Origin of the sequence: uncultured Ralstonia sp. (assembly GCA_913056305.1) — a bacterium.
GTDB lineage: Bacteria > Pseudomonadota > Gammaproteobacteria > Burkholderiales > Burkholderiaceae > Ralstonia.
On record CAJXMR010000053.1, the window covers coordinates 1 to 26,889 of the forward strand.

Consider the following 26,889-nt stretch of genomic DNA (forward strand, 5'->3'; position numbering starts at 1 on the left):
CGTACATGGGTACGGCGAGCATCGCAGGGCCAAGATCGGGCCGCGCAGTAGGATCGTGAGCAGGTTATTACAGCACGTAGCGCGAGAGGTCTTCGTTGCCCGACAGCTCGTTCAGGCGTTCATCGACGTAGGCTGCGTCGATCGTCACCGTCTCGCCCGACGACTTGTGCGCATGGAACGACAGGTCTTCGAGCAGGCGCTCCATCACCGTGTACAGGCGGCGCGCGCCGATGTTCTCGACCTTCTCGTTGACCGAGCAGGCGATCTCGGCGAGGCGGCGGATGCCGTCGTCGGCAAACACGAGGTCGACGTCCTCGGTCTTCAGCAGCGCCTGGTATTGCTTGGTCAGGCTCGCGTCGGTCTGCGTGAGGATGGCCTGGAAGTCGTCCACCGACAGCGAGTCCAGCTCCACGCGGATCGGGAAGCGGCCCTGCAGCTCCGGAATCAGATCGCTCGGCTTGGACAGGTGGAACGCGCCCGAGGCGATGAACAGGATGTGGTCGGTCTTGATCATCCCGTACTTGGTGCTGACGGTGGTGCCTTCCACCAGCGGCAGCAGGTCGCGCTGCACGCCCTGGCGCGACACCTCGCCGCCGCCGTATTCGCTGCGGCTGGCGATCTTGTCGATCTCATCCAGGAACACGATGCCGTTCTGCTCGACGTTGGCGATCGCCTTGTGCTTGAGCTCCTCTTCGTTGACGAGCTTGGCGGCCTCTTCATCGACCAGCAGCTTGAAGGCGTCCCGCACCTTCATCTTGCGGTGATGCTTCTTGCCCTGGCCCAGGCCCGCGAACATCGAGCGGATCTGCTCGGTCATGTCTTCCATGCCCGGCGGGCCCATGATGTCCATGCTCGGCATGCCGGCCGCGACTTCGAGTTCGATCTCCTTGTCGTCGAGCTGGCCTTCGCGCAGCTTCTTGCGGAAGGTCTGGCGCGTGTTGGAATCCTTCTCTTCCGGCTGCGAGAAACCGATGTCGCGCGGCGGCGGGAGCAGCACGTCGAGCAGGCGGTCCTCGGCCGCGTCTTCGGCTTTGACGCGCACTTTCTTCATCTCGGATTCGCGCGTCTGCTTGATGGCCATCTCGGCCAGGTCGCGCACGATGGTGTCGACGTCGCGGCCGACGTAGCCGACCTCAGTGAACTTGGTCGCCTCGATCTTGATGAAGGGCGCATCGGCCAGCTTGGCCAGGCGGCGGGCGATCTCGGTCTTGCCCACGCCGGTCGGGCCGATCATCAGGATGTTCTTGGGCGTGATCTCGCCGCGCAGCGGCTCGCCCACCTGCTGGCGGCGCCACCGGTTGCGCAGCGCCACCGCCACGGCCTTCTTGGCCTTCTGCTGGCCGATGATGTGCTTGTCGAGTTCGGAGACGATTTCCGACGGCGTCATGGTCTGGGACATGGGAATCCTGATTCCTGTGGAGTCGAGCGCGCTTATTCCAGCGTCTCGATCACGAAATTGGTGTTGGTGTAGATGCAGAGTTCGCCGGCGATGCGCAGCGATTTTTCCACCACGTCGCGGGGGCTAAGGTCGGTGTTCTCCATCAGCGCCTTGGCGGCCGACTGGGCATAGGCGCCGCCCGAGCCGATCGCGGCGATGCCGCCTTCCGGGTCGAGCACGTCGCCGTTGCCGGTGATGACCAGGGTGGTTTCACGGTCGGCGACGATCAGCATCGCCTCCAGGTGGCGCAGCGCGCGGTCGGTGCGCCAGTCCTTGGCAAGGTCGACGGCCGAGCGCAGCAGGTGGCCCTGGTGCTTCTGCAGCTTGGCTTCGAAGCGGTCGAGCAGCGAGAAGGCATCGGCGGTGGCGCCGGCAAAGCCGACCAGTACCTTGCCATCGTAGACGGTGCGCACCTTGCGCGCGGTGCCCTTCATCACGATGTTGCCCAGGGTGACCTGGCCGTCGCCGCCGAGCGCGACCTGATTGCCGCGCCGCACGCTGACGATGGTAGTGCCGTGATACTGTTCCATGCGCTTGTTCCTTGGGGTCCAGCCTGGTTGCCGGCCCCCTGCGGGCCGGTCAAAGAGTTTCATAGTTGACGCCAGCCCCCAGGATTTCAAGCCTCATTTCCGATGCGCTGCACATTGTTTGTGCGCCGTGCACCGCTTTGTGCCCGGCTAATGCGTCACGTCGAAGGCGTAGGTGCGCTCATCCAGGCGCGGCGCCACCGTATAGCCCTTGCGGGCCGCCCACACGTTGATATTGAAGTACAGCGGAATCACGCCCGCTTCGCGCATGCCGATCTCGGTGGCGTCCTGCAGCAGCTTGTCGCGCTTGGCGTCGTCGATGGTCTGCAGCGCTTCGGCCAGCTTGGCGTCCAGCGCCGGGTTGGAATAGCGGCCACGATTGGACGCGCCCCAGCCGCGCGCCGGGTCATAGGTGGCCAGCAGCGCCTTCAGGCTGGAGCTGGCCTCGCCGGTGTCCGCGCCCCAGCCCGCCAGCAGGAACGAGAACTCCAGCTTGTTGGCGCGCGTGAAGAATGTCGCCGACGGCATCGCCTCGACCTTGGTGGCGATGCCCACGCGCGAGAGCATCGCCGCGACCACCTGCGCGACGCGGTCGTCGTTCACGTAGCGGTTGTTGGTGGCGTGCAGCGTCACGCCAAAGCCATCGGGGTAGCCGGCTTCGGCCAGCAGCTTCTTGGCGGCAGCCACATCGGCGGTCGGCGCTTTCAGGCCGGGCACGTGGCCAAACAGCGCGCTGTTGACGAGTTGGCCGGTCGGCTCGGCCGAGCCCTCCATCACGCGGTCGACGATGGCCTGGCGCGAGATCGCCAGCGAGATCGCCTGGCGCACGCGCACGTCCTTGAACGGGTTCTTCGCCAGCGGCCGGCCGGCCCGGTCGGTCACGAAGGGCGAGGCGTCGCGCGCCGAGTCCATGTGCAGGTACATCATGCGGAACACCGGCATCTTGAACAGCGAGACCGACGAATCGGTCGCCAGCCGCTTGACGTCGGAGGTCGGCACGTTCTCGATGACCTGCACGTCGCCGGCCAGCAAGGCCGCCACGCGCGGTGCGTCGGCGGTGAGGATGCGCAGCGTGACGTGGTCCCACTGCGGTTTCTTGCCCCAGTAGCCGTCGAAGCGCGCCAGCTCCACGCGGTCGCCCTTGGCGAAGGAGACGAACTTGTACGGCCCGGTGCCGATCAGCGCGCGGCCGTTGTTGAAATCCTCCGGTCCGGCTTTCTCGGCGGCCTTTTTCGAGACCATGTCGAGGGTCGACAGATCGTTCGGCACCAGCGGGTATGGGCCGTTGGTGGTGATGCGCACGGTCAGCTTGTCGACCGCCGTCACCTCCTTGAAGCCGCGCGTGTAGATGGTGAACGGCGACGGGCTGTTCTTGATGGTGGCCGGCCGCGCCAGCGAATAGACGACGTCGGCGGAGGTGAATTCGCTGCCGTCATGAAAGTGCACGCCGGGGCGCAGCTTGATCTCCCACAGCGTGTCGCTCACGGCCTTCCACGACACCGCCAGGCCCGGCTTCAGGCGCATCTTGTCGTCCTTGGCGATCAGCGTCTCGAACATGTGCTCGGCCACATTCGAGTTGGGCGTGACGTTGTGGAAGTGCGGGTCCAGCGAGGTGATGTCGCCGGAGAGGCCGATCACCAGCGTGGACGGTGGCTGGGCATGGGCCGCAACGGGCGCGAGCGCCGTGGCAAGGGACAGCGCAGCGACGAGACGCGCAGCGCGCAGTAGACGCAGGACCGGCATGACGACTCCCCGAAAGCGTTAAGAGAACGAAACGTTCGGGGATTGTCGGGACCGGCCGATGCCGGTGTCAATGTCGGTGAAGCAGGGTGCGTCAGGATTCAGTGGTGGTGGCCGCAATCGCAGTCATCGCCGTGCTCGTGGTCGTCATCCTCTTCGCCTTCGCCGTGGTCATCGTCGAAGCCCCAGTCGGGGAACGGGTCGGGCAGCTTGGCCCAGGCATCGGGGCCGGCGGCGAATTCGGTGTCGGTCAGCAAGCAGGCGTCGAGTTGGGCGACGAGCGCAGCTTCGTCCAGGTCGGTGCCGATGAAGACCAGCTCCTGGCGGCGGTCGCCCCACGGTGCGGGCGCGCCCTGGTCATGCATCTTGTCGACGATGTCGGCGCGGGCTTCGTCCTCGTCCGGCCACTCGGCGGCATCCACGGCGGCCCACCAGGCGCCGGCGCCGCCGTGGCGCATCACGCCGCCGGCCTGGCCCCAGCTCCCGGCCACCTCCATGCGCGGCGCCAGCCAGAAATAGCCCTTGGAGCGCAGCATACGGCCGTGCTCGCGCAGCCATTCGGTGTGCATCAGGTCCCACAGGCGCTGCGGGTGGAACGGGCGGCGGCGGCGATAGACGAAGCTGTGGATGCCGAGCGCTTCGGTCTCGGGCACGTGCTCGCCGCGCAGTTCGGCCAGCCATGCGGGCGCGGCAGCGGCGGCGTCGAAATCGAAGCGGTGGGTGCTGAGGATCTCGTCGAGCGGTACCTTGCCGAACGACGCCGGCACGATGCGCGCGCGCGGGTTCAGCGAATGCAGGATGCCGGCCAGGCGCTCGCGCTCGGCGTCGCTCACGAGGTCGATCTTGTTGAGCACGAGCACATCGCAGAACTCGACCTGTTCGATCAGCAGGTCGACCACGGTGCGGTCGTCATCTTCGTCGCGGGCCTGGCCGCGGTCGGCCAGGAAATCGGCGGCGTCGTAGTCGGCGAGGAAGTGCTGGGCGTCGACCACCGTCACCATGGTGTCCAGGCGCGCGAGGTCGGACAGCACCTGGCCCTCAGCGTCCTCAAACGTGAAGGTCTCGGCGATCGGCAGCGGCTCGGCCACGCCGGTCGATTCGATCAGCAGGTAGTCGAAGCGGTCTTCGCGCGCCAGTTGCGCGATCTCGTCGAGCAGGTCTTCGCGCAGCGTGCAGCAGATGCAGCCGTTGGACAGCTCCACCATGCGCTCATTCGTGCGCGACAGTTGCGTGCTGCCGGCAGTGCCGTCGCCCACGAGCTGCGCGTCGATATTGACGTCCGACAGGTCGTTGACGATCACGGCCACGCGCTTGCCCTCGCGGTTGGCGAGCACGTGGTTGAGCAGCGTGGTCTTGCCGGCGCCGAGGAAGCCGGACAGCACGGTGACGGGAAGCGGACGGGACATGATCGGTGGCCTACAAAACAAACAGCCCGGGATGGCCGGGCTGCAGATTCAAACAGATGCGACGCGCGCGGCGTCAGTCACCCATCAACTTCTGGCGCTTTTCGCGGCGCTCCTGCGCCTCCAGCGACAGGTTGGCGGTGGGGCGGGCGATCAGGCGAGGCACGCCGATCGGCTCGCCGGTTTCATCGCAGTAGCCATAGTCACCGGCGTCGATGCGGGCGATCGACTGCTCGACCTTCTTGAGCAGCTTGCGCTCACGGTCGCGCGTGCGCAGTTCCAGCGCGTGCTCTTCCTCGATCGTGGCACGGTCGGCCGGGTCCGGCACCATCACGGTTTCGCGCAGGTTCTCGGTGGTCTCGCCGGCATTCTTCAGAATGTCGTCCTTCATATGTTCGAGCCGATGTTTGAAGAAGGCGAGTTGCGCCTCGTTCATGTAATCCTTGTCGCCCATCTTCAGGATTTCGGCTTCGGTGAGTAGTTTCTTGCTGCTCATGGTTGCTGCTGATGATCCTGGTAAATCGCGCGCCGAGTCGGCTGTCGCGTCGTCCTTGCGCGGGGATGCGCCGGACTCGTTCTGGCTGGCGGCGGACTTGCCGCCCCGCGCGCCTCCTGTTGCCTTGCCCGCAGCGGCGCCCCCTGCCGCTTTTGTTCGGGTGGCTGGTGCAGCCTGGGCCGCAGCCGTCTCCGTGTCGGACTGTCCGGCACCGCCGTTGGCGCCGCGCCCTTCCTTGATCTTGGTCACCATCGCCTGCTCCTCCTGCCGGACGTGCCTCGGACGACGTGCACTGAATCGACTTATTGTAGCTGAACGATCTTACCCGAACTATCGGAGAAACGCGGACAGAAAATCCGGCCCGGATTCTGCCTGAAAGCGCCGGGCGGGGCCACCAAAAAGGAGGGGAAAAGCGGCCGGATCAGGCCAGGCAGTTCTCCAATCCTTTCAGGATGGTGTCGCGCGGCAGGTCCACGCCGATGAAGACCATGCGGTTGGAGGGCACTTCGCCGTCCCACTTGCCGCCCACGTCGCTGCCCATGAGCTGGTGGACGCCCTGGAACACCACCTTGCGGTCGACGCCTTCCATATAGAGCACGCCCTTGTAGCGCAGCAATTTCTCGCCGTAGATGTTCAGCACGCCGGAGAGGAATTCCTCCAGCTTGGTGTAGTTGAACGGGCGTTCGCTGCGGAAGACGAACGAGGCGATGCGGTCAGTATGGTGCGCGTGGCCGTGGTGATGGTGGTGGCCGTGACCATGCCCGTGACCGTGGTCATGGTCACCATGGTCGTGGTCGCAGTCGGCCGAGCAGGCGTGGTCATGATCGTGGTTGTGATCATGATCGTCCTCGCGCAGGAAGTCGGGGTCGATCTCCAGCTTGGCGTTCAGGTTGAAGCCGCGCAGGTCGAAAATCGTGTCGATCGGCGTGTCGCCAAAGTTGGCGGTGCGGATCGGGGCGCGCGGGTTCATGTGCAGCAGGCGGTGGCGCAGGGCGTCCACGTCCTCGGCCGAGACCAGGTCGCTCTTGGTAATGAAGATGGCGTCGGCAAAGCCCACCTGGCGCTGCGCCTCTTCCTGCTTGTCGAGCTGGACGTTGCCGTGCTTGGCGTCGACCAGCGTGATGACGGCATCCAGCAGGTAGCGGCTGGCGATCTCGTCGTCCATGAAGAAGGTCTGCGCGACCGGGCCCGGGTTGGCCACGCCGGTGGTCTCGATGACGACGCGGTCGAAGGCGATCTCGCCCTTGTCGCGGCGCGTGAGCAGGTCGGCCAGGCCGGCCACCAGGTCACCGCGGATGGTGCAGCAGATGCAGCCGTTGCTCATTTGCACGATCTGCTCGTTGCCGTCCTGCACGAGGATGTCGTTGTCGATGTTCTCCTCGCCGAACTCGTTTTCGATCACGGCGATCTTCATGCCGTGCCGCTCGGTCAGGATGCGCTTGAGCAGCGTGGTTTTCCCGCTGCCGAGGAAGCCCGTCAGGATGGTGACCGGGATCATTTTGGACATGGTGCGTTTCCTGTCTGGTGATGGGCGGCGGCGGGATTGGCGCAACCGGCGCAATCGGCGCAGCAGCCCTTGATGGTGAGTTCGGCGTGGTCGGCGGCGAAGCCGGCGGGCAGGGCGGATGTCGGCATGGCGGGCGGCTCGGCCATTTCCAGGCAGAAGTCGCGCCCGCACTGTGTGCAGTGGAAGTGGCTGTGAGAGCGGTGCGCCGCCTCGCGCGCGGCGTCGTGCTCGGCCAGGCTGAAGCGGAAGACGCGATCGGCACCGGCCGTCTTGTGGACGATGCCGCCGGCCACCAGCCAGTCGAGCACGCGGTAGACCGTTACGCGGTCGATGCCGGCGTCGGCCGGCAGCGCGTCGCAGACGGCCTGGTGCGAGAGTGGGTCGGCGCCCTGCATGAGCGCCGCCAGCACGCGCACGCGCGGTTCGGTCACACGGCTGCCCAGGCCGCGCAGGCGTGCGCGGGCCGCCGTTTCGGGCGAATCGGGGTGCGGTGTGGCGAGATCGTCGCGTGGGGCCGGGGTGGTCATCCGGGGATTGTACCTACGGCGCGCGGGTTGCTGCAATTGAGTTGCAACTGCAGTCTTGCGTTGCGCCCGGCACAACCTATGACATTTCCCGCTCGCGATCCTCGCTATGGTCGTTCGCTTCATCGTCATCGACGGAAGGAGCGGGACATGCGAAGGCGTTACGTCAAGCAGGGAGACCTGACGACAGCAAAGGGCGTCATTCAGGAGGGGATGCCGCTGATGAAGCATCAGGGCACGCCGATCGCGTTTCTCGGCGCGCGGGTGTACTGCCCGGCGTGCAAGTCGTACGGCTATATCGCTCCGGACGGGCCGCACCGGCCGGACAACATCGGCGGCCAGCACGCGGCACTGGAAGGCGATCTGTGTATCTGCAAGTGCAGTCCGCCGCCGAGAACGGTTGCGTCGCAGGAGATCATGTTTCAGAGGTTTTCTGCTGAGGATTTGGTGGCGATGGGGTTTGGGCGGAAGGAGGTGGTGGCTCCGGTGCCCGAACAGTTTGATGACCGCTATGTCCTGCGGGGGACGTCCGGCCGCCCGCTGGCCAATGTTGGCTATGCCATCGAGCATGCCGACGGTAGGGTCGAGCGAGGAACGACCGACGCACAAGGCCATACGCATCTGCTGCGCAAAGCGATGGAGGCAACCCGGGTCCGCATCTACGTCGAGGCTGCGGAATGAGCAAGATTCTCGGTGCTAATGGCAAGCCGATGCGGCTGGTGGCGGAGCTACACACCACTCCGACCAACGACCGGACAGTCAAGCCGGTTCATGTCTGCGACGATCCGAACGACGCCATACCGATTGCGGAGTTCATCGTGTTTGAGATGCAGAACAATCCCTACACGCCGGAGGGACCCAGAATCACGCGAGCCAACAGCTATGACGTTGATTTGGAGATGCGCCAATGGCGTGCACAGCCTTGGTATGCCCGATTGGGGCCGGCGCCGGATTTCATGGGGCTGGCTGCTGGGCATAAGTCAGCTGCCTATGCATGGTGGGCTGAGCGTGTGGCCCCAGGGCGGTGGTGGGATCACAAGTGGCGGATAGTGAAGATGATTCAGGAGAGCGGCCAGCCATTCAGACCATGGCACAAGTACGGTCAGTACGATTACTACTACGACATCTGGTCGAATATCCACTACGGCTACGTTGGTGTCGCAGTTGGGTTCAGCGCTGCGGAACTGATCAACGGTGCCGGCTTGGCGCAAGCCGCCTATGACAGCTACAAGAGCCTGCGCAATGACGGACGACTCGAAATTCAACATCACCCAGAAAATGGAGCGTGGCCCGCAAGCGCCGACGATATTCCCGATCACATCTCAATCAAGCTGGGTGTTGATCTCTATTCAGAGATCAAGCCGAACAAGCTATCGGTGAGCGCGTTGCTGGGAAGGATATCCGCTGTCCCGCTTCCGTGGGGCAAGGGAGAGGCCGAGGCAAAGAGGCTACATGCATGCGCAAGGTAAATTGGGCTTTCGGCAGTCGATGGATCTGCAAGGCCGTGGTTCTTGCGATCGCCCTGTGGTGTGCCTTCTGGTACTTCTGTTCACCCGTCGTGGTGCTGCACTACGACGCTCGGGCCAAAGAGCCGGTGGTCTACTTCTACGATGATAACAATTGGATATCCAAGAAGCGCATTGATCCCGGGGCGGCTGCGAGGTACTTCACGGACATGTTTCCGGATTCCGAATCGTGGATCGACGTAAGTCTTCCCTTTTCGAGCCGCGATAGCGTCACGCTGAAGCTGCCCTTCAGTCGCGTTGACGTCTACATCAATGCAGACACGAAGATCGAACGAACCGTCATCCGGCACGGCTTCTTTGATCGATTCTCCGCACCGAAGTCCGACTGGGCGGCTGAATGAGGTGCTCCATGACAACGCGGATGGCACTCCGCTGTGTGATGGTCGCCTGGATTCCATTCAGCCTCGCCTTGCTATTCTGCCGACCCGTGGTCGTGTTGCACTACGCGCCCAACGCCACCGAGCCAGTGACGTACTTCTTTGACGAGCGGAATGACATTACGAAGGACCATTTAAATCCTGGAGAAACGCTGAAGCTCTATACCCCGATGTTTCCAACGGAAGGCTCAAGAACCTATTTGAGTCTTCCCTTCGCTAGCCGTGATGGCGTCACGCTGGAGCCGCCCTTCAGCCGTGTTGATGTCTACATCAGCGCGGACACGAAGATCGAACGGACCGTCATCCGGCACGGCTTCTTCGATCGTTTCTCGGCGCCGAAAAACGACACGGTGGAGGCGGGGTGATGCGCTCAACGCGGGCGTGAAGCCTCGCGCCACCAAGGTCCAGGCTCCGGCCGCACCCTACTCCTCCCAAATATTCCCAGGCGCACACAGCCGCATCGATTTCATCGGCTCCGCCCCCATCAGGTTCTCCTGAGGAATCAGCTTGAACGCCGGCCAATCGCGCTCGTTGACGTAGACCCTGCCGACCTTGCAGTGCATGGCGCCCTGCCTCGGTTTGCTGTCACACGTAGCGCCGCCGATCACGCAACGTTGCCACTGGGGAATGACCACTGGCGTTTTGCCTATGCCGTCGGGGGCTTGGACATAGGCCGGCACATCGCGTGTCGCTATCGACATGTGCATGCAGTCGAAATCGGGCCGGACGGGCCGCGCCGCTTCAGCCGCCACATAGTGCTCGCGCAACTCCATGACATAGACACAGCTCGCCGCGCAAAAGGCAGTGAGCGCCAGAACGATCATTACGGTGACCACCCGGCGGAGGGTCAGCCGAGGGCCACGTGTGAACAGGTACCCCGTGAGCGGAAACGCGATCAGGCAGCTTCCAGTTGCCAGGAAGAATCGGCCGAGTACCTCGTTCTCGCAGTCGTATCCGCAGACTGGTATGAAGACAATCAGGAGGCGGGTGGCCAGGCATCCGACAAGAAGCCCCGCCACGACAAAAGCAAGCAGTGCAGCGAGCCGCTTCATTTGAGGCTCCAAAGCAAGGCAGCGAAGAACATCGCCATAACCACCTCCCATGTGCAGTCTCTGCGAAACCTCACACGGTAGGTGCTTCGCTGCCAATTCGTTATCGGTGGCGTCTGATTTTGCTGCGGCAATCGCTGACTTTTCGCAAAGGATTCCCGGACCCGCGCGGGGAAAGCGTCCAGATGTTCTTATCGTTATTGCTGCTTCACCGCGGCCAGAACATCCCAGTCTTGCGGATCCAGCTGACAGCCCTCCAGGGTCAGCAGTACGTAGGCGCCGAGCGCATCCATGAACCCCGCGCGATAGTCCAGCGGCAACAGGCCGACATCGTAGTCGATCTGCTCACGCAGTAGCGCCGGATGGAACTCGCGGTTCCTGTAGACCGTTTTCTGCGTTTGCTGGAGAAAGCGCCGCAAGGCCTGGGCACCGGCTTCGTACAGCTTGGGAAGAGCGGAAGGGTATGACGCGGGGCGATGCCCGCGATGAGTCGATGGCATAACAACCTCTTTCAAAGTTGAGAGCCCACTGCTCATTTCGACGTGAGGGCGGCGGGCCCGACGACGGGGGTCGAAAACCGGTTGAAAGAAGCCAAAAAACCGGCACACCCGAAGGGTGTCCCCGTCCGGCCCGCCGCAATAGGCGCGTGCGGACACAACGCATATCGCGGATGCGATATGCGTTGGCGTTCTTTCGTAAACACTTCGGGTTTCGACGCCCGGCCACCGCGACGCGGCAGCGGGCCACTTATACGTGTGCCGGTTGCCGCAGAGACCAGACCGGCGCCGTTTTCAGACTGCGCCTACGCCGCAAACACCAGACACACCGGCGTCGGCACCTTCGCGACCACCACCGGCTGATCCAGCTTGCCGGTCTGCGGGTCGATGCGCAGCCGCAGGATCGTGTCGCCCTTCTGGCTGAGCGCGTAGAGGTGGCTGCCATCCGCCGCCATCGTCAACGCGCGCGGGAAGCGCAGGCCCTCGCTCCAGTACTGCAGCGGCGTGAGCTTGCCCGACGCATCGATGCTGAACGCCGCCACACTGTCGGCCAGCGGGTGGTCGGACTTCAGCCGCCGGTTGGTCGCATACAGGAAGCGGCCGGACGGATGCAACATCAGCGCGGCACCGCTCTTCTGGCCGGTGTAGTCGGCGGGCGTGGTGGAGATGCGCTGGCGCTCTTCCAGCACGCGACCGGTGGCCGCGTCATAGCCATGCGCCGCGACGGTGCCGTCCAGCTCGTTGATGACGTAGAGCGTCGTGCCCGACGGATGCAGCGCCAGATGGCGCGGGCCGCTGCCGGGCTTGAGCTGCGCGCGGTCACGCGGGGCCAGCTTGCCGCCGTCGATGGCGAACACGTTGATGCGGTCGGTGCCCAGGTCGGTGCCGAGCACGTGCTTGCCCGCTGCGTCGAACAGCATCATGTGCGCGTGCGGCGCTTCCTGTTCGGGGGTGGGGCCGGTGCCGGTGTCCTTGAAGATGCCGGACACGGCGCCGAGCTTGCCGTCCGCCTCGATCGGCAGCACGTTGTACGCGCCACCGCCGTACAGAGAGACCGCGAGATGATGCCCATCCGGCGACACCGCCACATGTGCCGGAATCGTGCCCGACAACGACAGCGGCTGGCGGTTGAGCAGCGTCAGCTTGCCGTCCTGCGGGTGGATGGCATAGGCCTCGGCGGTGCCGGTCGGGCGGCCTTCGTAGACGTCGATCTCGTTGATGGCGTACAGGAAGCGCTGGTTCGGGTGCACCGCCAGGAACGACGGGTTGGCGCTTTCGACCACCTGCACCTGCGTCCACGCATCGCCGCGCGGGGCGAGCACGTAGATGCCGCGTGCGGGCGGGCCGCCGGCGGTGCCACCCGGCGCGTTGAACGTGTAGGTGCCGACGTAGGCGAAGCGCGGCGGACGCGCGGCGTCGGCAGGCTGCGTACCCGAAGCGGCAGGTTGCTCGCTGCTTTGGGCTTGCGCGAGTTTCGAAACAGAAAGAGCGCCCAGCAAGGGCAGGCTACCGGTCCACTGCATGAAGGTTCGGCGAAGGCGGTTAGTCATGGGATCGCTCCTCACACACGCACGGACATCGCGTGGTGGAAGATGTTGTTCGGATCATACCGGCGCTTGACGCGCTGCAGGAACGCAACCAGGTCGCCGTCGCCGTAGTAGAGCTGCGGCCAGAACGGGTAGGCCAGCATGTCGACGTCGGGGTAGTTGATGTAGCAGCCCTCGTAGCGGTCGCCGGGGTAGGGCGTGCCGCTGTGCGGGGCGGGCACGTCGGGGGCGCCGTAGACATCGCGGTAGAAGTCGTTGATCCAGCGCAGGTGGCCGGCGTCATCCGCTGCGGAGGTCCAGTAGGTCTGGTACTGCAGCTTCATGATCGACGCGCGCTGCGGCACGGCCGTATCGGCGATGCGCTCGGGCTTGTTGACGGCGCCGCCGTACGAGTCGACCTGCAGCAGCGATTGGCTCAGGTCCACACCCGGCATGGTGCGCGTGAGGTGCGTGTAGATGCGCTGCGCCTCGCGCGCCGCGAAGCCGCGCTTCATGTAGGCGGACTTGTACTTGCCGCGCTGGTTGGCGCCCGAGCCGTTCAGGTCTTGCGTGGCGGTCAGCCAGTCGTACTGCACGACGGTATGCGGCTTGGAGCAGAGCAGCTGCCCCAGGCCCGGCTTGTGCGCGGGGCCGTAGCCGGGCGGGTGGCCCTTGACCACCGTGGGCGCGCAGGCCTGGAAGCGTTCCAGAAAATCGTTGAGGACGGAGAGGTCGCGGCACGTGCCATCCGGGTTGCAGAACTGCGTGAGCAGCACGATCTGCCCGGCCGATTTGTGCGTGAGCTTGAGCAGCGAGAACATGCCCCAGGTGTCGGGCTGCTTGCCGCGCGTGTCCCAGTACTCGCCGTAGATGCGCAGCAGTTCGGCAAAGCGCTCGGGTGTCATGGTGGCCCAGTCGAAGGCCACGGTGGCGAGCGCCACCTCGCGTGGCGCCTCGGGCAGCTTGGCGAAGGTGTAGTTGGTGATGACGCCGAAGGTGCCGCCGCCCGCGCCCCGGCACGCGCGAAACAGATCGGGGTCGTGCGTTGCATCGACGGTGCGCAGCGCGGCCTTGCCTTGTTGATCGACGGTGACGATATCCACGGCGGACAACCAATCCACCGTCAGCCCCTGCAGCCGCGACAGCAGCCCATACCCGCCGCCGCAGATATGCCCGCCCGCGCCCACCGAGTAGCACGAGCCGCCCGGCAGCGTCACGTTGTGGTGCTTGTACAGCTCCAGATAGCCGTTCCAGTTTTGCGTGCCGGCGGGAATGCGCACCGCGCCGTCGGCGCGTACCTCGGGCGTGGCCAGCAGGCTCAGGTCGACGATCGTGCCGTCGGGGTTGTTGGAGACGAAATCCTCGTAGCAATGCCCGCCGCTGCGCACCGTCGGGCGCTGGCCTGTGTTGATGATGCGCTGGATGGCGGCCGCCACGTCTTCGGCTTTCTCGCACAGGGCAATGCGGCCCGCGGCCTGGGCTTCCGTGCTGGGCCAGCGCAGGTTGAAGCCGTGCTTGAGCGTGTTGTAGCGAGGGTCCTGGCGTGTCACATCCAGCGTCATCGACGACCCCCGTTGAAGGCGTTTGCGCACGCGTTGCGCAAACAAAGTTGGCGGCGGACGCGCTACGTCCGCCGGTTCCAACTTAGTCGCTCGTTGCCCCCAATGCCATCAGGCGCGATCGGCGTGCCGGGGCACGCTCATCGCAGTTGATGGGCGAGCCAGGCCATCCCGTGTGTTGTCGCGCCCACCCACAGTGGCCTCGCCACCCAACAGGCCGCAGCCCATGCCAAGACCACCACGATCAGGTCGCAACGCCCGCTCTTCCACCAGTTCAGTGAGTGGCGCTGCCAGATCCACGGCACACCCAGCGGGTTCGGCCAATCGGCCAGCAGGTGCATCAGCCCGCCACAGGCAAAGCCGAACAGCGGTGGCGCCCACGGGTGGCCGTGCCTCAGCGCTTGATAAGACAGAACAAGTGCGGCAACCCAGCCGACGCCCCAGTGGGTCGCGGTACGGTGCGTGATCCAGAGCCGTCGCGCGCGGCTCCACCACGCGACCTCCATCCAGTCAGGCGCAGTGCCACCGGCAATCGCCGCGCAAAAGGCGAGGATGCAACCCAGGTGCGCGGGGGAGGAGTGGGTTGCCTGTGCGACGAGGGCGGCGGCGATCAGACCCGCCGCCCAACCCGTCGCATGATGGGCAGCATGGGATGCCATCAGCGTGATGCGGAAAACGAAGGGGTCGCATCTTCGCAATGGTGGCCCGCCGGGGCAAGCCAAAAATTGCGACAAATTGCTAGCCGACTTGCAGCAGCAGCCCCTTGAGGTATTCGCCTTCCGGGAAGCTCGTCAGCAGCGGGTGATCCACGCCCGCCGCCAGCCGGCGCTGGATGCGCGCCGTCACCTTCGCATCGGCCGCCGCGCCCGCGATGATCTTCTGGAACAGGTCTGCGTCGATGGCGCCCGAGCACGAGTACGTGAACAGCAGCCCGCCCGGCCGCAGCAGTTGCAGGCCGACCAGGTTGATCTCCTTGTACGCGCGCGCGGCGCGGTCCACCTGCTGGGCGGATGCCGCAAACTTGGGCGGGTCCAGCACGATCAGGTCGAACTGACGCCCTTCCGCGCGGAAGTTGCGCAGCGATTTGAAGACGTCCGCATCTAGCCACTCGGTGCGTGCGGCATCGAAGCCATTGAGCGTGACATTGCGCTCGGCCACGGCCAGCGCCTCGCCCGACGAGTCGATCGACACCACCGAGCGCGCCCCGCCCTTGAGCGCCGCCAGCGAGAAGCCGCCGGTGTAGCAGAAGCAGTTGAGCACGTCGCGGTCTTTGGCGAGCGCGCCGACGAGCGCACGGTTGTCGCGCTGGTCGACATAGAAGCCGGTCTTGTGGCCCTCGCGCACGTCCACGTAGTAGCGCACGCCGTGCTCGGTGGCAGACAGATCGGCGGGCGGTTCGGCGCCGGCCAGCACGCCGGTCACCTGCTCCAGGCCTTCGCGCTCGCGCACGCTCACGTCGGAGCGTTCGTACACGTTCGGGCAGCCGGTCTCCTTGACCAGCGCGGCGACGATCGCCTCCTTCCAGTGCTCGACGCCGGCGGCGCTGAATTGGCAGACGAGCTGGCCGGTTTCACCGGTGCCGTATTGATCGACGATCAGGCCGGGCAGGCCGTCGGCCTCGCCCATGATGAGGCGCACGGCGTCGGTGTCGCGCACCCAATCGCGTCGATAGGCTGTTGCGGCGGCGATGCGGCGCTTGAAGAAGGCGTGGTCGATGGGCTCGGCCTCGTCAAAGCTCCACACGCGGGCGCGGATCTGCGAGACCGGGCTGAACGCGGCGCGCGCCAGGAACTGGCCACTGTGCGCGCGCACGACAAAGGTGGCGCCCGACGCCGGGCGGCCTTCCACGCGGTCGATGGCGTTGGCGAAAATCCACGGGTGCCGGCGCAGCAGCGAGCGCTCCTTGCCGGCTTTGAGAATCAGGGTTTGCATACGACTGGGATGGAGATGCCGGGCGGAACGGGCCACGCGGCAGCGCGCTACTTCTTCTTCGCGCGCGGATGAGCCTGATCGTAGATCTTGGCCAGGTGCTGAAAATCGAGCGAAGTATAAACCTGCGTGCTGGCGATGCTGGCGTGCCCGAGCAGCTCCTGCACCGCGCGCAGGTCGCCGGACGATTGCAGCATGTGCGTGGCGAACGAGTGCCGCAGCACGTGCGGATGCACGTCGGCCGGCACGCCTGCCGCGATGGCGTTCTGCTTCATGCGCGTCTGGATCTGCCGCTGCGCGAGCCGTTTGCCGCGCGGCGAGAGGAAGAGCGCATGCGCATCTTCCGGCGCGGCGTCGGGTCTGGCCAGTTGCGGACGCACCGCCAGCCACGCGGCAATCGCCTCGGCGGCCTTGCTGCCCACCGGCACCGTGCGGCGCTTGCTGCCCTTGCCGAGCACCATCACCTCGCGTGCGTCCAGGTCCAGCCAACTGGCCGACTCGTACGCGCCGGCCTTCACGTGGCGCAGGTCCAGGCTGACCAGCTCCGACAGCCGCAGCCCGCACGAATAGAACAGCTCGTTGACGGCGCGGTCGCAGATGGTCTCGGCATCGTCGCCGGGCAGTTGCTCCATCAGCGCGACGGCCTGCTCGACGGACAGCGCCTTCGGCAGTTTCTTCGGGCTCTTGGGCGCGCGCACGCCGTCGACCGGGTTGGCGGTGACGGTCGCTTCGCGCAGCGCCAGCCACTTGTACCAGCCGCGCCACGCCGACAGCGCCCGCGCAATGCTGCGGCCCGACAGGCCGCCGCCGTGCAGCTGCGCCATCATGCGGCGGATGTGGTGAACCTGGAGCTGCGTGAGGTCGGTACCGGCGGCGAGCTGTGTGCCCAGGCGCTGCAGCACGGCCAGCTCGCGGCCGTAGCTCTCCAGCGTGTGCGGCGAGAGCTGCCGCTCGAACTTCAGCGCGTCGAGGTAAGCCGCAATCTGCGGATGCGGATGCGGATGCGGATGCGGATGCGGCGGCGCCGGGGCGTCGCTCGCATCGTCGTGACCCGCGTGGGAGGCAGATTGCGGCATGCGCAGCGTGCGCTCAGTCGCGCAGGCGGTTGAGCGTGGCCGCGGCCAGCTCGCCGATCTGCGCGAGGTAGGTCGTGCCCATGCCGTCGTGGAAGCGGCGCGCATCGGGCGAGCCCAGCACCAGCAGGCCGAAGGCCGGGGCGGTGGTCGGGTCCACATCGCCTCGCACCGGCGCGCGCAGCGTGACCATGGCGAGCGACTGGATCAGCTCGCTACCGGCATCCGCCGCATCCAGCCAGCCGCCGGCCTCGAAGCCCGCATTGGCGCCGCAATATGGTGCACGCAAGCCGGTGGCGAACAGGCGGACTTCTTCGCTCACGCCTTGCGCCACTTCCAGGTGCGCGAATTCTTCGCCCACCTGCCACACGCGCAGCGCCACGGCCGGCACGTCGAAGATCTCGCGCAGGCCATCCTGCACGGCATACGGCAGTGCATGCGTATCGGCCTCGCCCAGCAGGCGCGTCGTCCACGCGTGCACGCGCTGCTGCGTGCGGTCGTTCTCGTTGCCGTGGCGCATCAGGTCCGACAGCTTGAGTTCGAGGTGCTTGTGCTTGTCGCGCAGGATTTCCATCTGGCGCTCCTGCAGCGACACCGCGCGGTGGCTGTGCGGGCTGGTCAGCTGGATGGCGGCCAGCAGCTCGGCGTGCTCTTCAAAGAAGGCCGGGTGCGCCTGCAGGTAGTTGGCGACGTCTTGTGCGTTCATATTGCTCATCAGGCTGCGCCCAGTTTCTTCTTCAGCAGTTCGTTCACTTGTGCGGGGTTGCCCTTGCCGCGCGTGGCCTTCATGGCCTGGCCGACCAGCGCGTTGAAGGCCTTCTCCTTGCCCGCGCGGAATTCCTCGACCGACTTGGCGTTGGCCGCCAGCACCTCGTCGATGATCTTCTCCAGCTCGCCGGAGTCGGACATCTGCTTCAAGCCCTTCTCGGCGATGATCGCGTCGGCGTCACCACCGTGCTCGCCGGCCCACATGGCGGGGAACACGTCCTTCTTGGCGGTGTTGTTCGAGATCGTGCCGTCGGCAATGCGCGCGAGCAGCTTTGCCAGGTGCGCGGGCGACACGGGCGAGGCATCGATCGTCAGATCGGCGCGGTTCAGGTTCGAGGCGACTTCGCCCATGATCCAGTTGGCGGCAGCCTTCGCGTTGGCGGCGCCGGCCTCGGCGACCACGGCTTCGAAGTACGCGGCGGTGGCCTTGGTGGCCGTCAGGATGCTGGCGTCGTACTTCGGCAGGCCGTAGGCCGACTCAAAGCGCGCGGCCATCGCGGCCGGCAACTCGGGCAGCGTGGCGCGCACGGCGTCCACCCAGTCCGCGCCGATGACGAGCGGCAGCAGGTCAGGATCGGGGAAGTAGCGGTAATCCTGCGCGTCTTCCTTGCTGCGCATCGGTTGCGTTTCCTTGCGGTCCGGGTCATACAGGCGGGTTTCCTGCACCACGGTGCCGCCGTCCTCGATCAGTTCGATCTGGCGGCGGACTTCGCAATTGATGGCCTCTTCGATGAAGCGGAACGAGTTCAGGTTCTTGATCTCGCAACGCGTGCCGTACGGCGCGTCCGGGCCCCGGCGCACGGAGACGTTCACATCGCAGCGGAAGCTGCCTTCCTGCATGTTGCCGTCGCAGATGCCCAGCCACATCACCAGCGCGTGCAGCGCCTTGGCATACGCCACGGCTTCGGCCGCGCTGCGCATGTCGGGCTCGGTCACGATCTCCAGCAGCGGCGTGCCGGCGCGGTTCAGGTCGATGCCGGTCATGCCGGCAAAGTCTTCGTGCAGCGATTTGCCGGCGTCTTCTTCCAGGTGGGCGCGCGTGAGTTGCACCGTCTTCTCGTAACCGGGCTGCCCATTCTTGCCTTCCACGTGGATGGTCAGCGTGCCGCCCTGCACCACCGGGATCTCGTACTGGCTGATCTGGTAGCCCTTGGGCAGATCCGGGTAGAAGTAATTCTTGCGCGCGAAGATGCTCTTGGGCGCGATCTTGGCGCCGATGGCCAGGCCGAACACGATGGCGCGCTCGACGGCGCCCTTGTTCAGCACCGGCAGCACGCCCGGCAGCGCCAGGTCAACCGGCGCGGCCTGCGTGTTGGGCGCCGCGCCAAACGCGGTGGAGGCGCCGGAGAAAATCTTCGAGGCCGTGGAGAGCTGCGTGTGCGTCTCGAGGCCGATCACCACTTCCCATTGCATGTTGCGTGTGTCCTGTCGATTGTTGTGGTGTGAATGTCTAGGTGTTCTTGATGCGTCGTGTGCAGTCGTGCGTCGTGCGGCTTACGGGTGCGGATTATCCAGCCAGGCCGCCAGCCGCGTGAAGGCCGCTTCGCGCGCCGCCGGATCGCCGCCGACTGTGACCGTGCCGTGACGCCTGCCGTTCGGGATGCCGCTGCGCTGCTTGAGCGGCGCCGTGCCGTCGAAGCCATGATAGGCCCCGCCGAACATGTCCAGCTCGAAGCGCGCCTGCGGCTGGCGCGCCAGCACGGCAGTCTGCAGCGCTTGGCAGCGGTCGGCCGGCGTCCAGTCGTCGTTGCCGCCGGCCAGCAGCAGCAACGGCGCGTTCAATTGGTACGTGGCGCGCTGCAGGGCGGCGGCACAGCCCGGATAGAACGCCACCGCGCGGTCCACCGCCGGCGTGTCGGCGGGCCAGGCGCGGCTGGCGTCCACCGTTTCCAGCACCGCCTGCGCGCCGTTGGACCAGCCCAGCAGCACGATGTGGTGCGCGTCCAGCCCCGGCTGCGCGGCGATCCAGCGCAGCGTCGCCAGGATGTCCACGCGCCGGACGGCAGCGTTGATGTTGCGTCCGGCAAACGCCTCCGTGCAGATGCCGTGCGGCTTGCCACGCGGGCCGAAGCTATCGGGCAGCACCACCGCATAGCCGCGCGCGCCGAGCCACTGCGCGTAACCGCGATAGCGCTCGCCCAGCGCATTGGCGTTGGCGCCGGCCGGCGTGTACAGGCCGCCGCAGCCATGCAGCGCCACTACCACTGGTGCGCCTGCCGCAGGCGCCTTGCCCGCCGGGGCAATCCAGTAGGCCGTGAGCGTCTGCGGTGCATCTTCGGCGTCGTGCATGACGGCGCGCGGAATCTGCACCGTTTGCACGCCCAGTTCCGCCGCCGACGGCGCATGCGCGGCCGGCATGTCGGGCAGCGCGCCTTCCGCATCCGGCGTCGGCTGGGCAGCCGCGGACAGCCCCCACGCCGCCAGCAACGTGACGAGTGCGTCGCGCCAGAACGCGCGCCGACCCGTCATCAACCGTTGCGGGCACACAGGCCCGTCTTGGGATCGAACATCACCGGCCACGCGCTCTCATAGATGCCGGGCGTGCAGTGCGCTTCGCAGTGGGCGTGCTCCAGCGTGACGCGGCGCGGGTCCTGCCACACCATCAGCATGCAGCCGCTGCCGTTGCGCTCGCGCAGCTCGATGCTCGGGCGGCGCTTGGTCTGCTCGAAGGCCGCCAGATCGAACCGGCACGAGCCGCGGCGGCCCACCCACAGCTCCCACTGCAGGGTGTTGACGCGGTTGTCTTCGATCGTGAGCACGGCCTGTTCGCGGAAGCCGTCTTCCTCGGTCTGGCTGCAGTTGCCGGCCAGGTCGATACGGCGGTCGGCGATCGGCGCGGAGGGCGCGCTCGGCCGGCCGATGATCGGCAAGGACGGCAGCGAAGGCAGCGACGGCAGCGGAATCGCGCTGCAGCCGGCCAGCATCACGGCGAACAACGCCACCACCCCGCTCTTGCCCATCATGTGCCATGCCATGATCGCCTCCCCGCCATCCCTGTTGTGCCGCCCGACTCCGCTCAGGCTGCCGGCTGGCGCGTGTGCCAGTCGGTGGCCTGCTGGAACGCATGCGCGATCTGCAGCATGCGTGCCTCTTCAAAATAGTTGCCAATGATCTGCAAGCCAACCGGGAGACCGTTTGCGCCAAAACCGGCCGGCACGCTCATGCCCGGCAGGCCGGCCAGGCTGGTCGACAGCGTGAAGATGTCAGCCAGGTACATCTGCAGCGGATCGTCGGTCTTCTCGCCCAATTTCCACGCAACCGTCGGCGCCACCGGGCCCATGATCACGTCGCACTGGCCGAACGCATTCTGGAAATCCTGCGCGATGATGCGGCGAATCTTCTGCGCTTGCAGGTAGTAGGCGTCGTAGTAGCCGTGCGACAGCACGTAGGCGCCGACCAGGATGCGGCGCTTGACCTCCCAGCCGAAGCCTTCGGCGCGGGACTTGCGGTACATGTCGGCCAGATCGCGGTACTCGGCCGCGCGGTGGCCGTAGCGCACGCCGTCAAAGCGCGACAGGTTGGACGAGGCCTCGGCCGGGGCGATCACGTAATACGTGGGGATCGACAGCTCGGTCTTGGGCAAGCTGATGTCGACCAGTGTGGCGCCGAGCGTTTCCAGTTCGGCCAGCGCGGCGCGCACGGTGGCGCGCACGTCGTCGGCCAGGCCTTCGCCAAAGTATTCCTTGGGCAGGCCGATGCGCAGGCCGGCCAGCGGGCGGGCCCGATCGGTACCACCCGCCGCGCCCTGCAGCGGCTGGCCGAGCAGGCGGCTGAAGTCTTCCACGTCGCCGCCGCGGCCCGGTTCCAGGCTGGTCGAATCGCGCGGGTCGAAGCCGGCCATGGCGGAGAGCAGCAGCGCGCAATCCTCGGCGGTGCGGGCCATCGGGCCGCCCTGGTCCAGCGACGAGGCGAAGGCGATCATGCCGTAGCGCGACACGCGGCCATACGTCGGCTTGATGCCGGTGATGCCCGAGAACGACGCCGGCTGGCGGATCGAGCCGCCGGTGTCCGTGCCCGTGGCAGCCGGCGCCAGATCGGCCGCCACCGCCGCCGCCGAACCGCCCGACGAGCCGCCCGGCACGTGCGCGATGTTCCACGGGTTCTTGACCGGGCCGAAGGCCGAGTTCTCGTTGGACGAACCCATCGCGAATTCGTCCATGTTGGTCTTGCCCAGCGTCACCATGCCGGCGGCGCCGAGGCGCTCGACCACGGTGGCGTCGAACGGGCTCACGTAGTCGGCGAGCATCTTGGAGCCGGCCGTGGCGCGCCAGCCGCGCGTGACGAAGACGTCCTTGTGCGCGATCGGCACGCCGGTCAGCGGGCTCGCGTTGCCGGCGGCGATGCGCGCGTCGGCGGCCTGCGCCTGGGCGAGCGTCAGTTCGGCGTCGACGTGGGTGAAGGCGTTGAGGTCGGCCCCGGCCTCGATGCGCGACAGGTAGTGGCGCGCCAGTTCCACCGCCGAAACCTCCTTGGCGGCAAGTTGGGCGGACAGGGCTTTGATCGTGGATGCGGTCATCGAATACGGTCGGATGGGTGGCCGGCAGCGGCCGGCGACGTCAAGTGGGGTGCAGTCAAGTCAGGCGCGATGGCGCCCGCCGTTGACACGATTTACTCGATCACTTTGGGCACGAGGTACAGGCCGGCCTCGGTGGCCGGGGCGCACTGCTGGTAGTCGGCGCGGCGGTCGGCTTCGGTCACGGCATCGTCACGCAGGCGTTGTGCCTGGGCCTGGACCTGTTCGATCGGGTGCGCCATCGGCTCGATGCCGGTGGTGTCCACGGCCTGCATCTGCTCGACCAGCGAGAAGAACTGGTTCAGCTGGGTCAGGGTTTGCGCCGCTTCGCCATCGGACACTTCAATGCGGGCGAGATGGGCGATGCGTTTGACGTCGGAGAGTTCGAGTGCCATCGGAGCGTGTGGTTGAGTGCAGCGGCGGGCGCGCCGAATGCGCGAAGGGGCGGCAACGCCGCGCGCGGTGCGCGCGAGTTGGGTCGAATCCCCGCAAATTTGGAGCCAAATGCCCGCGAAACGCCCGAATTATAAGGTATGATTGCCGACTAAATTTCTAAGTCAGCAGGCGTCTTTGTGCGGTCACGGACCCTCTGATTAAGTGCCCGGGTGCTGCGCCCGGTGGCGGTGCCGGCGTAGCTTGGCGACACTTAATCAAAGGTTCCTTGGGGCCAGCCCGATTCAGGGCGGCTCGCGATCGGCAGGTTTGGGCAGCGTCGGGGGTTTCAGCCCGGTGCGCCGCCCCGGCCACCGACCACCACGGGACCCGCGACACATTCCCGGGGAGCGCAGCAGCAGGATCGGACCGCATGGCACGCCATGCGACGTCCGCGCATCGGTGCAGCCGTTGCGCCGTGGTCTCGCTGCTGGGCGGCCCATGACTAGAAAACAGGATTCATCGATGTTCGGCTTTTTGCGCAGCTACTTCTCCAACGATCTCGCGATCGACCTCGGCACCGCCAACACCCTCATTTACGTCCGCGACAAGGGCATCGTCCTTGACGAGCCGTCGGTGGTCGCCATCCGCCAGGAAGGCGGCCCGAGCGCCAAGAAGACCATCCAGGCGGTCGGCAAGGAAGCCAAACAGATGCTGGGCAAGGTGCCGGGCAATATTGAAGCCATCCGCCCGATGAAGGACGGCGTGATTGCCGACTTCACCGTCACCGAGCAGATGCTCAAGCAGTTCATCAAGATGGTGCACGACAGCAAGCTGCTGCGCCCGAGCCCGCGCATCATCATCTGCGTGCCGTGCGGTTCGACCCAGGTCGAGCGCCGCGCCATCCGTGAATCGGCGCTGGGCGCCGGTGCCAGCCAGGTGTACCTGATCGAAGAGCCGATGGCCGCCGCGATCGGCGCCGGCCTGCCGGTGTCGGAGCCGTCGGGCTCGATGGTGGTGGACATCGGCGGCGGCACCACCGAGGTGGGCATCATCTCGCTGGGCGGCATGGTCTACAAGGGCAGCGTGCGCGTGGGCGGCGACAAGTTCGACGAGGCCATCGTCAACTACATCCGCCGCAACTACGGCATGCTGATCGGCGAGCAGACCGCCGAGGCCATCAAGAAGGAAATCGGCTCGGCCTTCCCGGGCTCCGAAGTGCGCGAGATGGAAGTGAAGGGCCGCAACCTGTCGGAAGGCATTCCGCGTGCCTTCACGGTGTCGTCCAACGAAATCCTGGAAGCGCTGACCGACCCGCTCAACCAGATCGTGTCGTCGGTGAAGATCGCGCTGGAACAGACCCCGCCGGAACTGGGCGCCGACATCGCCGAGCGCGGCATGATGCTCACCGGCGGCGGCGCGCTGCTGCGCGACCTGGACCGCCTGCTGGCCGAAGAGACCGGCCTGCCGGTGCTGGTGGCCGAAGACCCGCTGACCTGCGTGGTGCGTGGCTCCGGCATGGCGCTGGAGCGCATGGACAAGCTCGGCAGCATCTTCTCGTACGAATAACGGGATCATGCGCCACGCTCATCTGTCGCTGTTCGCACACGCTGCGGCTCCCTCGGCGCCAGCGGCTTTCGCGGGCCGCTGAGATGCGTCCTGCGCCGGTGCGCCGTGCTCCGCCCACCCGGGCCCCGGCACCGCACCGACGCCCTCCCCAATCTGTAGCTGGTAGGCCGATCGAACGTCTGCCGTGCCCATCTGAAGCGTCCGGGTTATGAATTACTCCCCGCCGCCCCTCTTCAAGCAGGGCCCGTCCGCGACTGCGCGGCTGGTTGCCCTGGTCATGCTCGCGCTGGCGCTGCTGGTGATCGACGCACGCCTGTCAGTGCTCGGCGTGGTCCGCCAGGTCGTGTCGGTGGTGCTGTACCCGATCGAGCGCGTGGTGCTGATCCCGCGCGATACGGCGCGCGCGTTGTTGGAATACACGCAGTCGTCCACCGCGCTCGCCACCGATAACCGCAACCTGCGCGAATCGGCCGTGGCCCAGGCCCAGCAGTCGCTGCGCGCCAGCCAACTCGAAGCGGAGAACCGCAACCTGCGCACGCTGCTGAACCTGAAGCAGCATGCCGTGGTGCCGACGGTGGCGGCGGAAGTCCTCTACGAGGCGCGCGACCCCTACACCCAGCGCATCGTCATCGACCGCGGCACCAAGGACGGCGTGCGCGCCGGTTACCCCGTCATCGACGACCGCGGCGTGGTCGGGCAGGTGACGCGCGCATCGCTGTTCGAGTCGCAGGTGACGTTGCTGACCGACAAGGACCAGGCGATCCCGGTGGAGGTGGTGCGTAACGGCATCCGCAGCGTGGCCTTCGGTGGCGCACGCCCGGGCGCGCTGGACCTGCGTTTCATGGCGGCTTCGGCCGATCTGCAACAGGGCGACCTGCTGGTGACTTCGGGCCTGGATGGCGTCTACCCGGCTGGCCTGCCGGTGGCGCGCATCGCACAGATCGAACGCAAGGCCGATACCGCATTCTCGCGCGTGGTCTGCGAGCCGGTGGCGGGCATCCGCAGTAACCGGCACCTGCTGATCGTCAAGTACGACTCCGGCTTCCCGCCGCCGACTGACCTCGCGCCGCCGCCCGCACCCAAGGGCAAGAACGCCGCGCGCGAGGCGCGCGAAGAGAAGGAGCGCGCCGCGCGCGCCGCCGCCGAGGCCAACCTGCCCGCGCCGGCCGCCGACGAGAACACCCCGCCGCCGCGCCCGACCGACGCCGACGGCAATCCGCTGGATACCGATCCGGCGCCGAAACGCTAGGAGGCGACGACAATGAACTCGCCCCAATACCTGCTGCGCCCGGTCAACCCGGGCTTCATCGCCTTCAGCTTCATCGCGGCGTTCCTGTTCAACCTGCTGCCGTGGGGCCATGTCCAGTGGGTGCCGGACATGGTGGCGCTGGTGCTGGTGTTCTGGAACATCCACCAGCCGCGTCGCGTCGGCATGGTGGTGGCCTTCCTGCTGGGCCTGCTGATGGACGTGCACGAGGCGCGTCTGCTGGGCGAGCACGCGATGGCCTACACGCTGCTGTCGTACTTTGCGATCACCATCCACCGGCGCGTGCTGTGGTTCTCGGTGCTGTCGCAGGCGCTGCACGTGCTGCCGTTGCTGGTGCTGGCGCACGCCGTGCCGATCGTGATCCGCCTGCTGATGGGCGCGCACCTGCCCAACTGGCAGGTGGTGCTGCCGCCGCTGATCGAAGCGGCGCTGTGGCCGTTCGCCAACGCCATCCTGCTGGCCCCGCAGCGCCGTCCGGAACACGTCGACGAGACGCGTCCGATCTGATGCGCCACGCTGATCGTCAGGCATGACCGAAATCCGCAACGTCGAACAGGAGCTGTCGCGCTTTCGCGTGCGGCTGGCGGCCGCCGCGCTGTTCGTGCTGGTGTGCTTCGGCCTGCTGCTGGTGCGCTTCTTCTGGTTGCAGTCGGTCAAGCACGAGCAGTATGCGGCCAAGGCCGAGGACAACCGCATCTCGGTGGGGCCGATCGAGCCTAACCGCGGCATCATCATGGACCGCAATGGCGTGGTGCTGGCGCGCAACTACTCGGCGTACACGCTGGAGATCACGCCGTCCAAGCTGACCGACACGCTGGACAACACCATCGACCAGCTCGCCCAGGTGGTCGACATCCAGTCGCGCGACCGCCGCCGCTTCAAGCGGCTGATGGAAGAATCGCGCAGCTTCGAGAGCCTGCCGATCCGCAGCCAGCTGACCGACCAGGAGGTCGCGCGCTTCTCGGCGCAGCGTTTCCGCTTTCCGGGCGTGGACGTGCACGCGCGGCTGTTCCGCCAGTACCCGCTCAAGGAAACCGCATCGCACGTGATCGGCTATATCGGCCGCATCTCCGAGCGCGACCTCGAGCGCATCGACGACACGAGCGAGGCCAACAGCCAACCCAACGTCACCTACGACCCGCGCAAGGATGCCGAGAACTACAACGGCACCGAATACATCGGCAAGGTCGGCATCGAGCAGAGCTACGAGACCGAGCTGCACGGCCTGA

Annotated in this window: 27 protein-coding genes and 1 pseudogene; 8 read left to right on the forward strand and 20 right to left on the reverse strand. The window is 66.4% G+C overall.

Annotated elements, in window-relative coordinates; genetic code table 11:
* Positions 1-67: 67 nt before the first annotated feature.
* The 7 genes from hslU to QZ609_RS11190 all read right to left on the reverse strand — a co-directional run bounded on the left by hslU (position 68) and on the right by QZ609_RS11190 (position 7,638).
* On the reverse strand, positions 68-1,399 hold the full coding sequence (gene hslU, locus QZ609_RS11160; RefSeq protein ID WP_295494261.1) for an ATP-dependent protease ATPase subunit HslU: 1,332 nt from the start codon (positions 1,397-1,399) through the stop codon (positions 68-70).
* Positions 1,400-1,431: 32 nt separating this feature from the next.
* Positions 1,432-1,968: an ATP-dependent protease subunit HslV gene (gene hslV / locus QZ609_RS11165; RefSeq protein WP_295494263.1), complete on the reverse strand. Its 537-nt coding sequence runs from the start codon at positions 1,966-1,968 to the stop codon at positions 1,432-1,434.
* A 147-nt stretch (positions 1,969-2,115) separates the two neighbouring features.
* Positions 2,116-3,708, reverse strand: coding sequence for an ABC transporter substrate-binding protein (locus QZ609_RS11170; protein WP_295494265.1), 1,593 nt, complete (start codon positions 3,706-3,708; stop codon positions 2,116-2,118).
* A gap of 98 nt (positions 3,709-3,806) precedes the next feature.
* A complete protein-coding gene (zigA, locus tag QZ609_RS11175; protein ID WP_295494266.1) occupies positions 3,807-5,111 on the reverse strand; it encodes a zinc metallochaperone GTPase ZigA in 1,305 nt (434 codons plus the stop codon).
* A 73-nt stretch (positions 5,112-5,184) separates the two neighbouring features.
* The gene (gene dksA / locus QZ609_RS11180) at positions 5,185-5,856 is read right to left on the reverse strand and encodes an RNA polymerase-binding protein DksA (protein ID WP_295494268.1); all 672 of its coding nucleotides are present in this window, start codon (positions 5,854-5,856) and stop codon (positions 5,185-5,187) included.
* Positions 5,857-6,025: 169 nt separating this feature from the next.
* The gene (locus QZ609_RS11185; protein ID WP_295494270.1) at positions 6,026-7,111 is read right to left on the reverse strand and encodes a GTP-binding protein; all 1,086 of its coding nucleotides are present in this window, start codon (positions 7,109-7,111) and stop codon (positions 6,026-6,028) included.
* Positions 7,099-7,638: a Fur family transcriptional regulator gene (locus QZ609_RS11190; protein ID WP_295494271.1), complete on the reverse strand. Its 540-nt coding sequence runs from the start codon at positions 7,636-7,638 to the stop codon at positions 7,099-7,101. The genes QZ609_RS11185 and QZ609_RS11190 overlap by 13 nt, the downstream gene beginning before the upstream one ends.
* A gap of 147 nt (positions 7,639-7,785) precedes the next feature.
* Here QZ609_RS11190 and QZ609_RS11195 point away from each other — a divergent pair, with 147 nt between their 5' ends.
* The 4 genes from QZ609_RS11195 to QZ609_RS11210 are packed head-to-tail and all read left to right on the forward strand — an operon-like array spanning position 7,786 to position 9,903.
* The gene (locus QZ609_RS11195; protein ID WP_295494273.1) at positions 7,786-8,316 is read left to right on the forward strand and encodes a PAAR domain-containing protein; all 531 of its coding nucleotides are present in this window, start codon (positions 7,786-7,788) and stop codon (positions 8,314-8,316) included.
* Positions 8,313-9,104, forward strand: coding sequence for a polymorphic toxin type 44 domain-containing protein (locus tag QZ609_RS11200; RefSeq protein WP_295494275.1), 792 nt, complete (start codon positions 8,313-8,315; stop codon positions 9,102-9,104). The genes QZ609_RS11195 and QZ609_RS11200 overlap by 4 nt, the downstream gene beginning before the upstream one ends.
* Positions 9,092-9,502 carry a hypothetical protein gene (locus tag QZ609_RS11205; protein ID WP_295494277.1) on the forward strand — a complete coding sequence of 137 codons (411 nt, stop codon included), beginning with the start codon at positions 9,092-9,094 and terminating at the stop codon, positions 9,500-9,502. The genes QZ609_RS11200 and QZ609_RS11205 overlap by 13 nt, the downstream gene beginning before the upstream one ends.
* Positions 9,503-9,510: 8 nt before the next feature.
* On the forward strand, positions 9,511-9,903 hold the full coding sequence (locus QZ609_RS11210; RefSeq protein ID WP_295494279.1) for a hypothetical protein: 393 nt from the start codon (positions 9,511-9,513) through the stop codon (positions 9,901-9,903).
* 57 nt (positions 9,904-9,960) lie between these two features.
* Here QZ609_RS11210 and QZ609_RS11215 read toward each other — a convergent pair whose 3' ends face one another.
* The 13 genes from QZ609_RS11215 to gatC form a co-directional block, all read right to left on the reverse strand.
* Positions 9,961-10,590: a hypothetical protein gene (locus QZ609_RS11215; protein ID WP_295494280.1), complete on the reverse strand. Its 630-nt coding sequence runs from the start codon at positions 10,588-10,590 to the stop codon at positions 9,961-9,963.
* 194 nt (positions 10,591-10,784) lie between these two features.
* Positions 10,785-11,087, reverse strand: a complete 303-nt coding sequence (locus QZ609_RS11220) for a hypothetical protein (RefSeq protein ID WP_295494282.1) — start codon at positions 11,085-11,087, stop codon at positions 10,785-10,787.
* Positions 11,088-11,389: 302 nt separating this feature from the next.
* Entirely contained in the window at positions 11,390-12,634 is a 1,245-nt protein-coding gene (locus QZ609_RS11225) for a lactonase family protein (RefSeq protein ID WP_295494284.1), read from the reverse strand.
* Between the two features lie 11 nt (positions 12,635-12,645).
* Positions 12,646-14,172 carry an FAD-binding oxidoreductase gene (locus tag QZ609_RS11230; protein ID WP_295494285.1) on the reverse strand — a complete coding sequence of 509 codons (1,527 nt, stop codon included), beginning with the start codon at positions 14,170-14,172 and terminating at the stop codon, positions 12,646-12,648.
* A gap of 137 nt (positions 14,173-14,309) precedes the next feature.
* Complete coding sequence (locus QZ609_RS11235; RefSeq protein ID WP_295494286.1) at positions 14,310-14,828, reverse strand: metal-dependent hydrolase; 519 nt, start codon at positions 14,826-14,828, stop codon at positions 14,310-14,312.
* 79 nt (positions 14,829-14,907) lie between these two features.
* Positions 14,908-16,101: a class I SAM-dependent rRNA methyltransferase gene (locus QZ609_RS11240; protein WP_295494288.1), complete on the reverse strand. Its 1,194-nt coding sequence runs from the start codon at positions 16,099-16,101 to the stop codon at positions 14,908-14,910.
* 47 nt (positions 16,102-16,148) lie between these two features.
* Positions 16,149-17,174, reverse strand: coding sequence for a tyrosine recombinase XerC (gene xerC, locus QZ609_RS11245; RefSeq protein ID WP_295494290.1), 1,026 nt, complete (start codon positions 17,172-17,174; stop codon positions 16,149-16,151).
* A gap of 13 nt (positions 17,175-17,187) precedes the next feature.
* The gene (locus QZ609_RS11250) at positions 17,188-17,877 is read right to left on the reverse strand and encodes a DUF484 family protein (protein WP_295494292.1); all 690 of its coding nucleotides are present in this window, start codon (positions 17,875-17,877) and stop codon (positions 17,188-17,190) included.
* 8 nt (positions 17,878-17,885) lie between these two features.
* Positions 17,886-19,352: an Asp-tRNA(Asn)/Glu-tRNA(Gln) amidotransferase subunit GatB gene (gene gatB / locus QZ609_RS11255; protein WP_295494294.1), complete on the reverse strand. Its 1,467-nt coding sequence runs from the start codon at positions 19,350-19,352 to the stop codon at positions 17,886-17,888.
* 81 nt (positions 19,353-19,433) lie between these two features.
* Positions 19,434-20,408: a dienelactone hydrolase family protein gene (locus QZ609_RS11260; RefSeq protein WP_295494296.1), complete on the reverse strand. Its 975-nt coding sequence runs from the start codon at positions 20,406-20,408 to the stop codon at positions 19,434-19,436.
* Entirely contained in the window at positions 20,408-20,914 is a 507-nt protein-coding gene (locus tag QZ609_RS11265) for a hypothetical protein (RefSeq protein ID WP_295494297.1), read from the reverse strand. Before QZ609_RS11265 ends, QZ609_RS11260 begins: the two co-directional genes overlap by 1 nt.
* Positions 20,915-20,955: 41 nt before the next feature.
* Positions 20,956-22,455, reverse strand: coding sequence for an Asp-tRNA(Asn)/Glu-tRNA(Gln) amidotransferase subunit GatA (gene gatA, locus QZ609_RS11270; protein ID WP_295494298.1), 1,500 nt, complete (start codon positions 22,453-22,455; stop codon positions 20,956-20,958).
* A gap of 92 nt (positions 22,456-22,547) precedes the next feature.
* Positions 22,548-22,847, reverse strand: coding sequence for an Asp-tRNA(Asn)/Glu-tRNA(Gln) amidotransferase subunit GatC (gene gatC / locus QZ609_RS11275; RefSeq protein ID WP_295494300.1), 300 nt, complete (start codon positions 22,845-22,847; stop codon positions 22,548-22,550).
* Positions 22,848-23,349: 502 nt separating this feature from the next.
* Between gatC and QZ609_RS11280 the strand changes: the two genes are divergently transcribed.
* The 4 genes and pseudogenes from QZ609_RS11280 to QZ609_RS11295 all read left to right on the forward strand — a co-directional run.
* Positions 23,350-24,393, forward strand: a complete 1,044-nt coding sequence (locus QZ609_RS11280) for a rod shape-determining protein (RefSeq protein ID WP_045785428.1) — start codon at positions 23,350-23,352, stop codon at positions 24,391-24,393.
* 208 nt (positions 24,394-24,601) lie between these two features.
* Entirely contained in the window at positions 24,602-25,642 is a 1,041-nt protein-coding gene (mreC, locus tag QZ609_RS11285) for a rod shape-determining protein MreC (RefSeq protein ID WP_295494307.1), read from the forward strand.
* 12 nt (positions 25,643-25,654) lie between these two features.
* Positions 25,655-26,167 (forward strand): rod shape-determining protein MreD, encoded by a 513-nt coding sequence (mreD, locus tag QZ609_RS11290; RefSeq protein WP_295494308.1) that lies wholly within the window; start codon positions 25,655-25,657, stop codon positions 26,165-26,167.
* A 22-nt stretch (positions 26,168-26,189) separates the two neighbouring features.
* Positions 26,190-26,889: pseudogene (locus QZ609_RS11295) on the forward strand (penicillin-binding protein 2); the annotation flags it as partial.

Bases quoted from the DNA above. Each gene is read 5' to 3' on its own strand.
- hslU (WP_295494261.1), bottom strand. From the start codon at position 1,399: ATGTCCCAGACCATGACGCCGTCGGAAATCGTCTCCGAACTCGACAAG.
- hslV (WP_295494263.1), bottom strand. From the start codon at position 1,968: ATGGAACAGTATCACGGCACTACCATCGTCAGCGTGCGGCGCGGCAAT.
- QZ609_RS11170 (WP_295494265.1), bottom strand. From the start codon at position 3,708: ATGCCGGTCCTGCGTCTACTGCGCGCTGCGCGTCTCGTCGCTGCGCTG.
- zigA (WP_295494266.1), bottom strand. From the start codon at position 5,111: ATGTCCCGTCCGCTTCCCGTCACCGTGCTGTCCGGCTTCCTCGGCGCC.
- dksA (WP_295494268.1), bottom strand. From the start codon at position 5,856: ATGGTGACCAAGATCAAGGAAGGGCGCGGCGCCAACGGCGGTGCCGGA.
- QZ609_RS11185 (WP_295494270.1), bottom strand. From the start codon at position 7,111: ATGTCCAAAATGATCCCGGTCACCATCCTGACGGGCTTCCTCGGCAGC.
- QZ609_RS11190 (WP_295494271.1), bottom strand. From the start codon at position 7,638: ATGACCACCCCGGCCCCACGCGACGATCTCGCCACACCGCACCCCGAT.
- QZ609_RS11195 (WP_295494273.1), top strand. From the start codon at position 7,786: ATGCGAAGGCGTTACGTCAAGCAGGGAGACCTGACGACAGCAAAGGGC.
- QZ609_RS11200 (WP_295494275.1), top strand. From the start codon at position 8,313: ATGAGCAAGATTCTCGGTGCTAATGGCAAGCCGATGCGGCTGGTGGCG.
- QZ609_RS11205 (WP_295494277.1), top strand. From the start codon at position 9,092: ATGCGCAAGGTAAATTGGGCTTTCGGCAGTCGATGGATCTGCAAGGCC.
- QZ609_RS11210 (WP_295494279.1), top strand. From the start codon at position 9,511: ATGACAACGCGGATGGCACTCCGCTGTGTGATGGTCGCCTGGATTCCA.
- QZ609_RS11215 (WP_295494280.1), bottom strand. From the start codon at position 10,590: ATGAAGCGGCTCGCTGCACTGCTTGCTTTTGTCGTGGCGGGGCTTCTT.
- QZ609_RS11220 (WP_295494282.1), bottom strand. From the start codon at position 11,087: ATGCCATCGACTCATCGCGGGCATCGCCCCGCGTCATACCCTTCCGCT.
- QZ609_RS11225 (WP_295494284.1), bottom strand. From the start codon at position 12,634: ATGACTAACCGCCTTCGCCGAACCTTCATGCAGTGGACCGGTAGCCTG.
- QZ609_RS11230 (WP_295494285.1), bottom strand. From the start codon at position 14,172: ATGACGCTGGATGTGACACGCCAGGACCCTCGCTACAACACGCTCAAG.
- QZ609_RS11235 (WP_295494286.1), bottom strand. From the start codon at position 14,828: ATGGCATCCCATGCTGCCCATCATGCGACGGGTTGGGCGGCGGGTCTG.
- QZ609_RS11240 (WP_295494288.1), bottom strand. From the start codon at position 16,101: ATGCAAACCCTGATTCTCAAAGCCGGCAAGGAGCGCTCGCTGCTGCGC.
- xerC (WP_295494290.1), bottom strand. From the start codon at position 17,174: ATGCCGCAATCTGCCTCCCACGCGGGTCACGACGATGCGAGCGACGCC.
- QZ609_RS11250 (WP_295494292.1), bottom strand. From the start codon at position 17,877: ATGAACGCACAAGACGTCGCCAACTACCTGCAGGCGCACCCGGCCTTC.
- gatB (WP_295494294.1), bottom strand. From the start codon at position 19,352: ATGCAATGGGAAGTGGTGATCGGCCTCGAGACGCACACGCAGCTCTCC.
- QZ609_RS11260 (WP_295494296.1), bottom strand. From the start codon at position 20,408: ATGACGGGTCGGCGCGCGTTCTGGCGCGACGCACTCGTCACGTTGCTG.
- QZ609_RS11265 (WP_295494297.1), bottom strand. From the start codon at position 20,914: ATGGCATGGCACATGATGGGCAAGAGCGGGGTGGTGGCGTTGTTCGCC.
- gatA (WP_295494298.1), bottom strand. From the start codon at position 22,455: ATGACCGCATCCACGATCAAAGCCCTGTCCGCCCAACTTGCCGCCAAG.
- gatC (WP_295494300.1), bottom strand. From the start codon at position 22,847: ATGGCACTCGAACTCTCCGACGTCAAACGCATCGCCCATCTCGCCCGC.
- QZ609_RS11280 (WP_045785428.1), top strand. From the start codon at position 23,350: ATGTTCGGCTTTTTGCGCAGCTACTTCTCCAACGATCTCGCGATCGAC.
- mreC (WP_295494307.1), top strand. From the start codon at position 24,602: ATGAATTACTCCCCGCCGCCCCTCTTCAAGCAGGGCCCGTCCGCGACT.
- mreD (WP_295494308.1), top strand. From the start codon at position 25,655: ATGAACTCGCCCCAATACCTGCTGCGCCCGGTCAACCCGGGCTTCATC.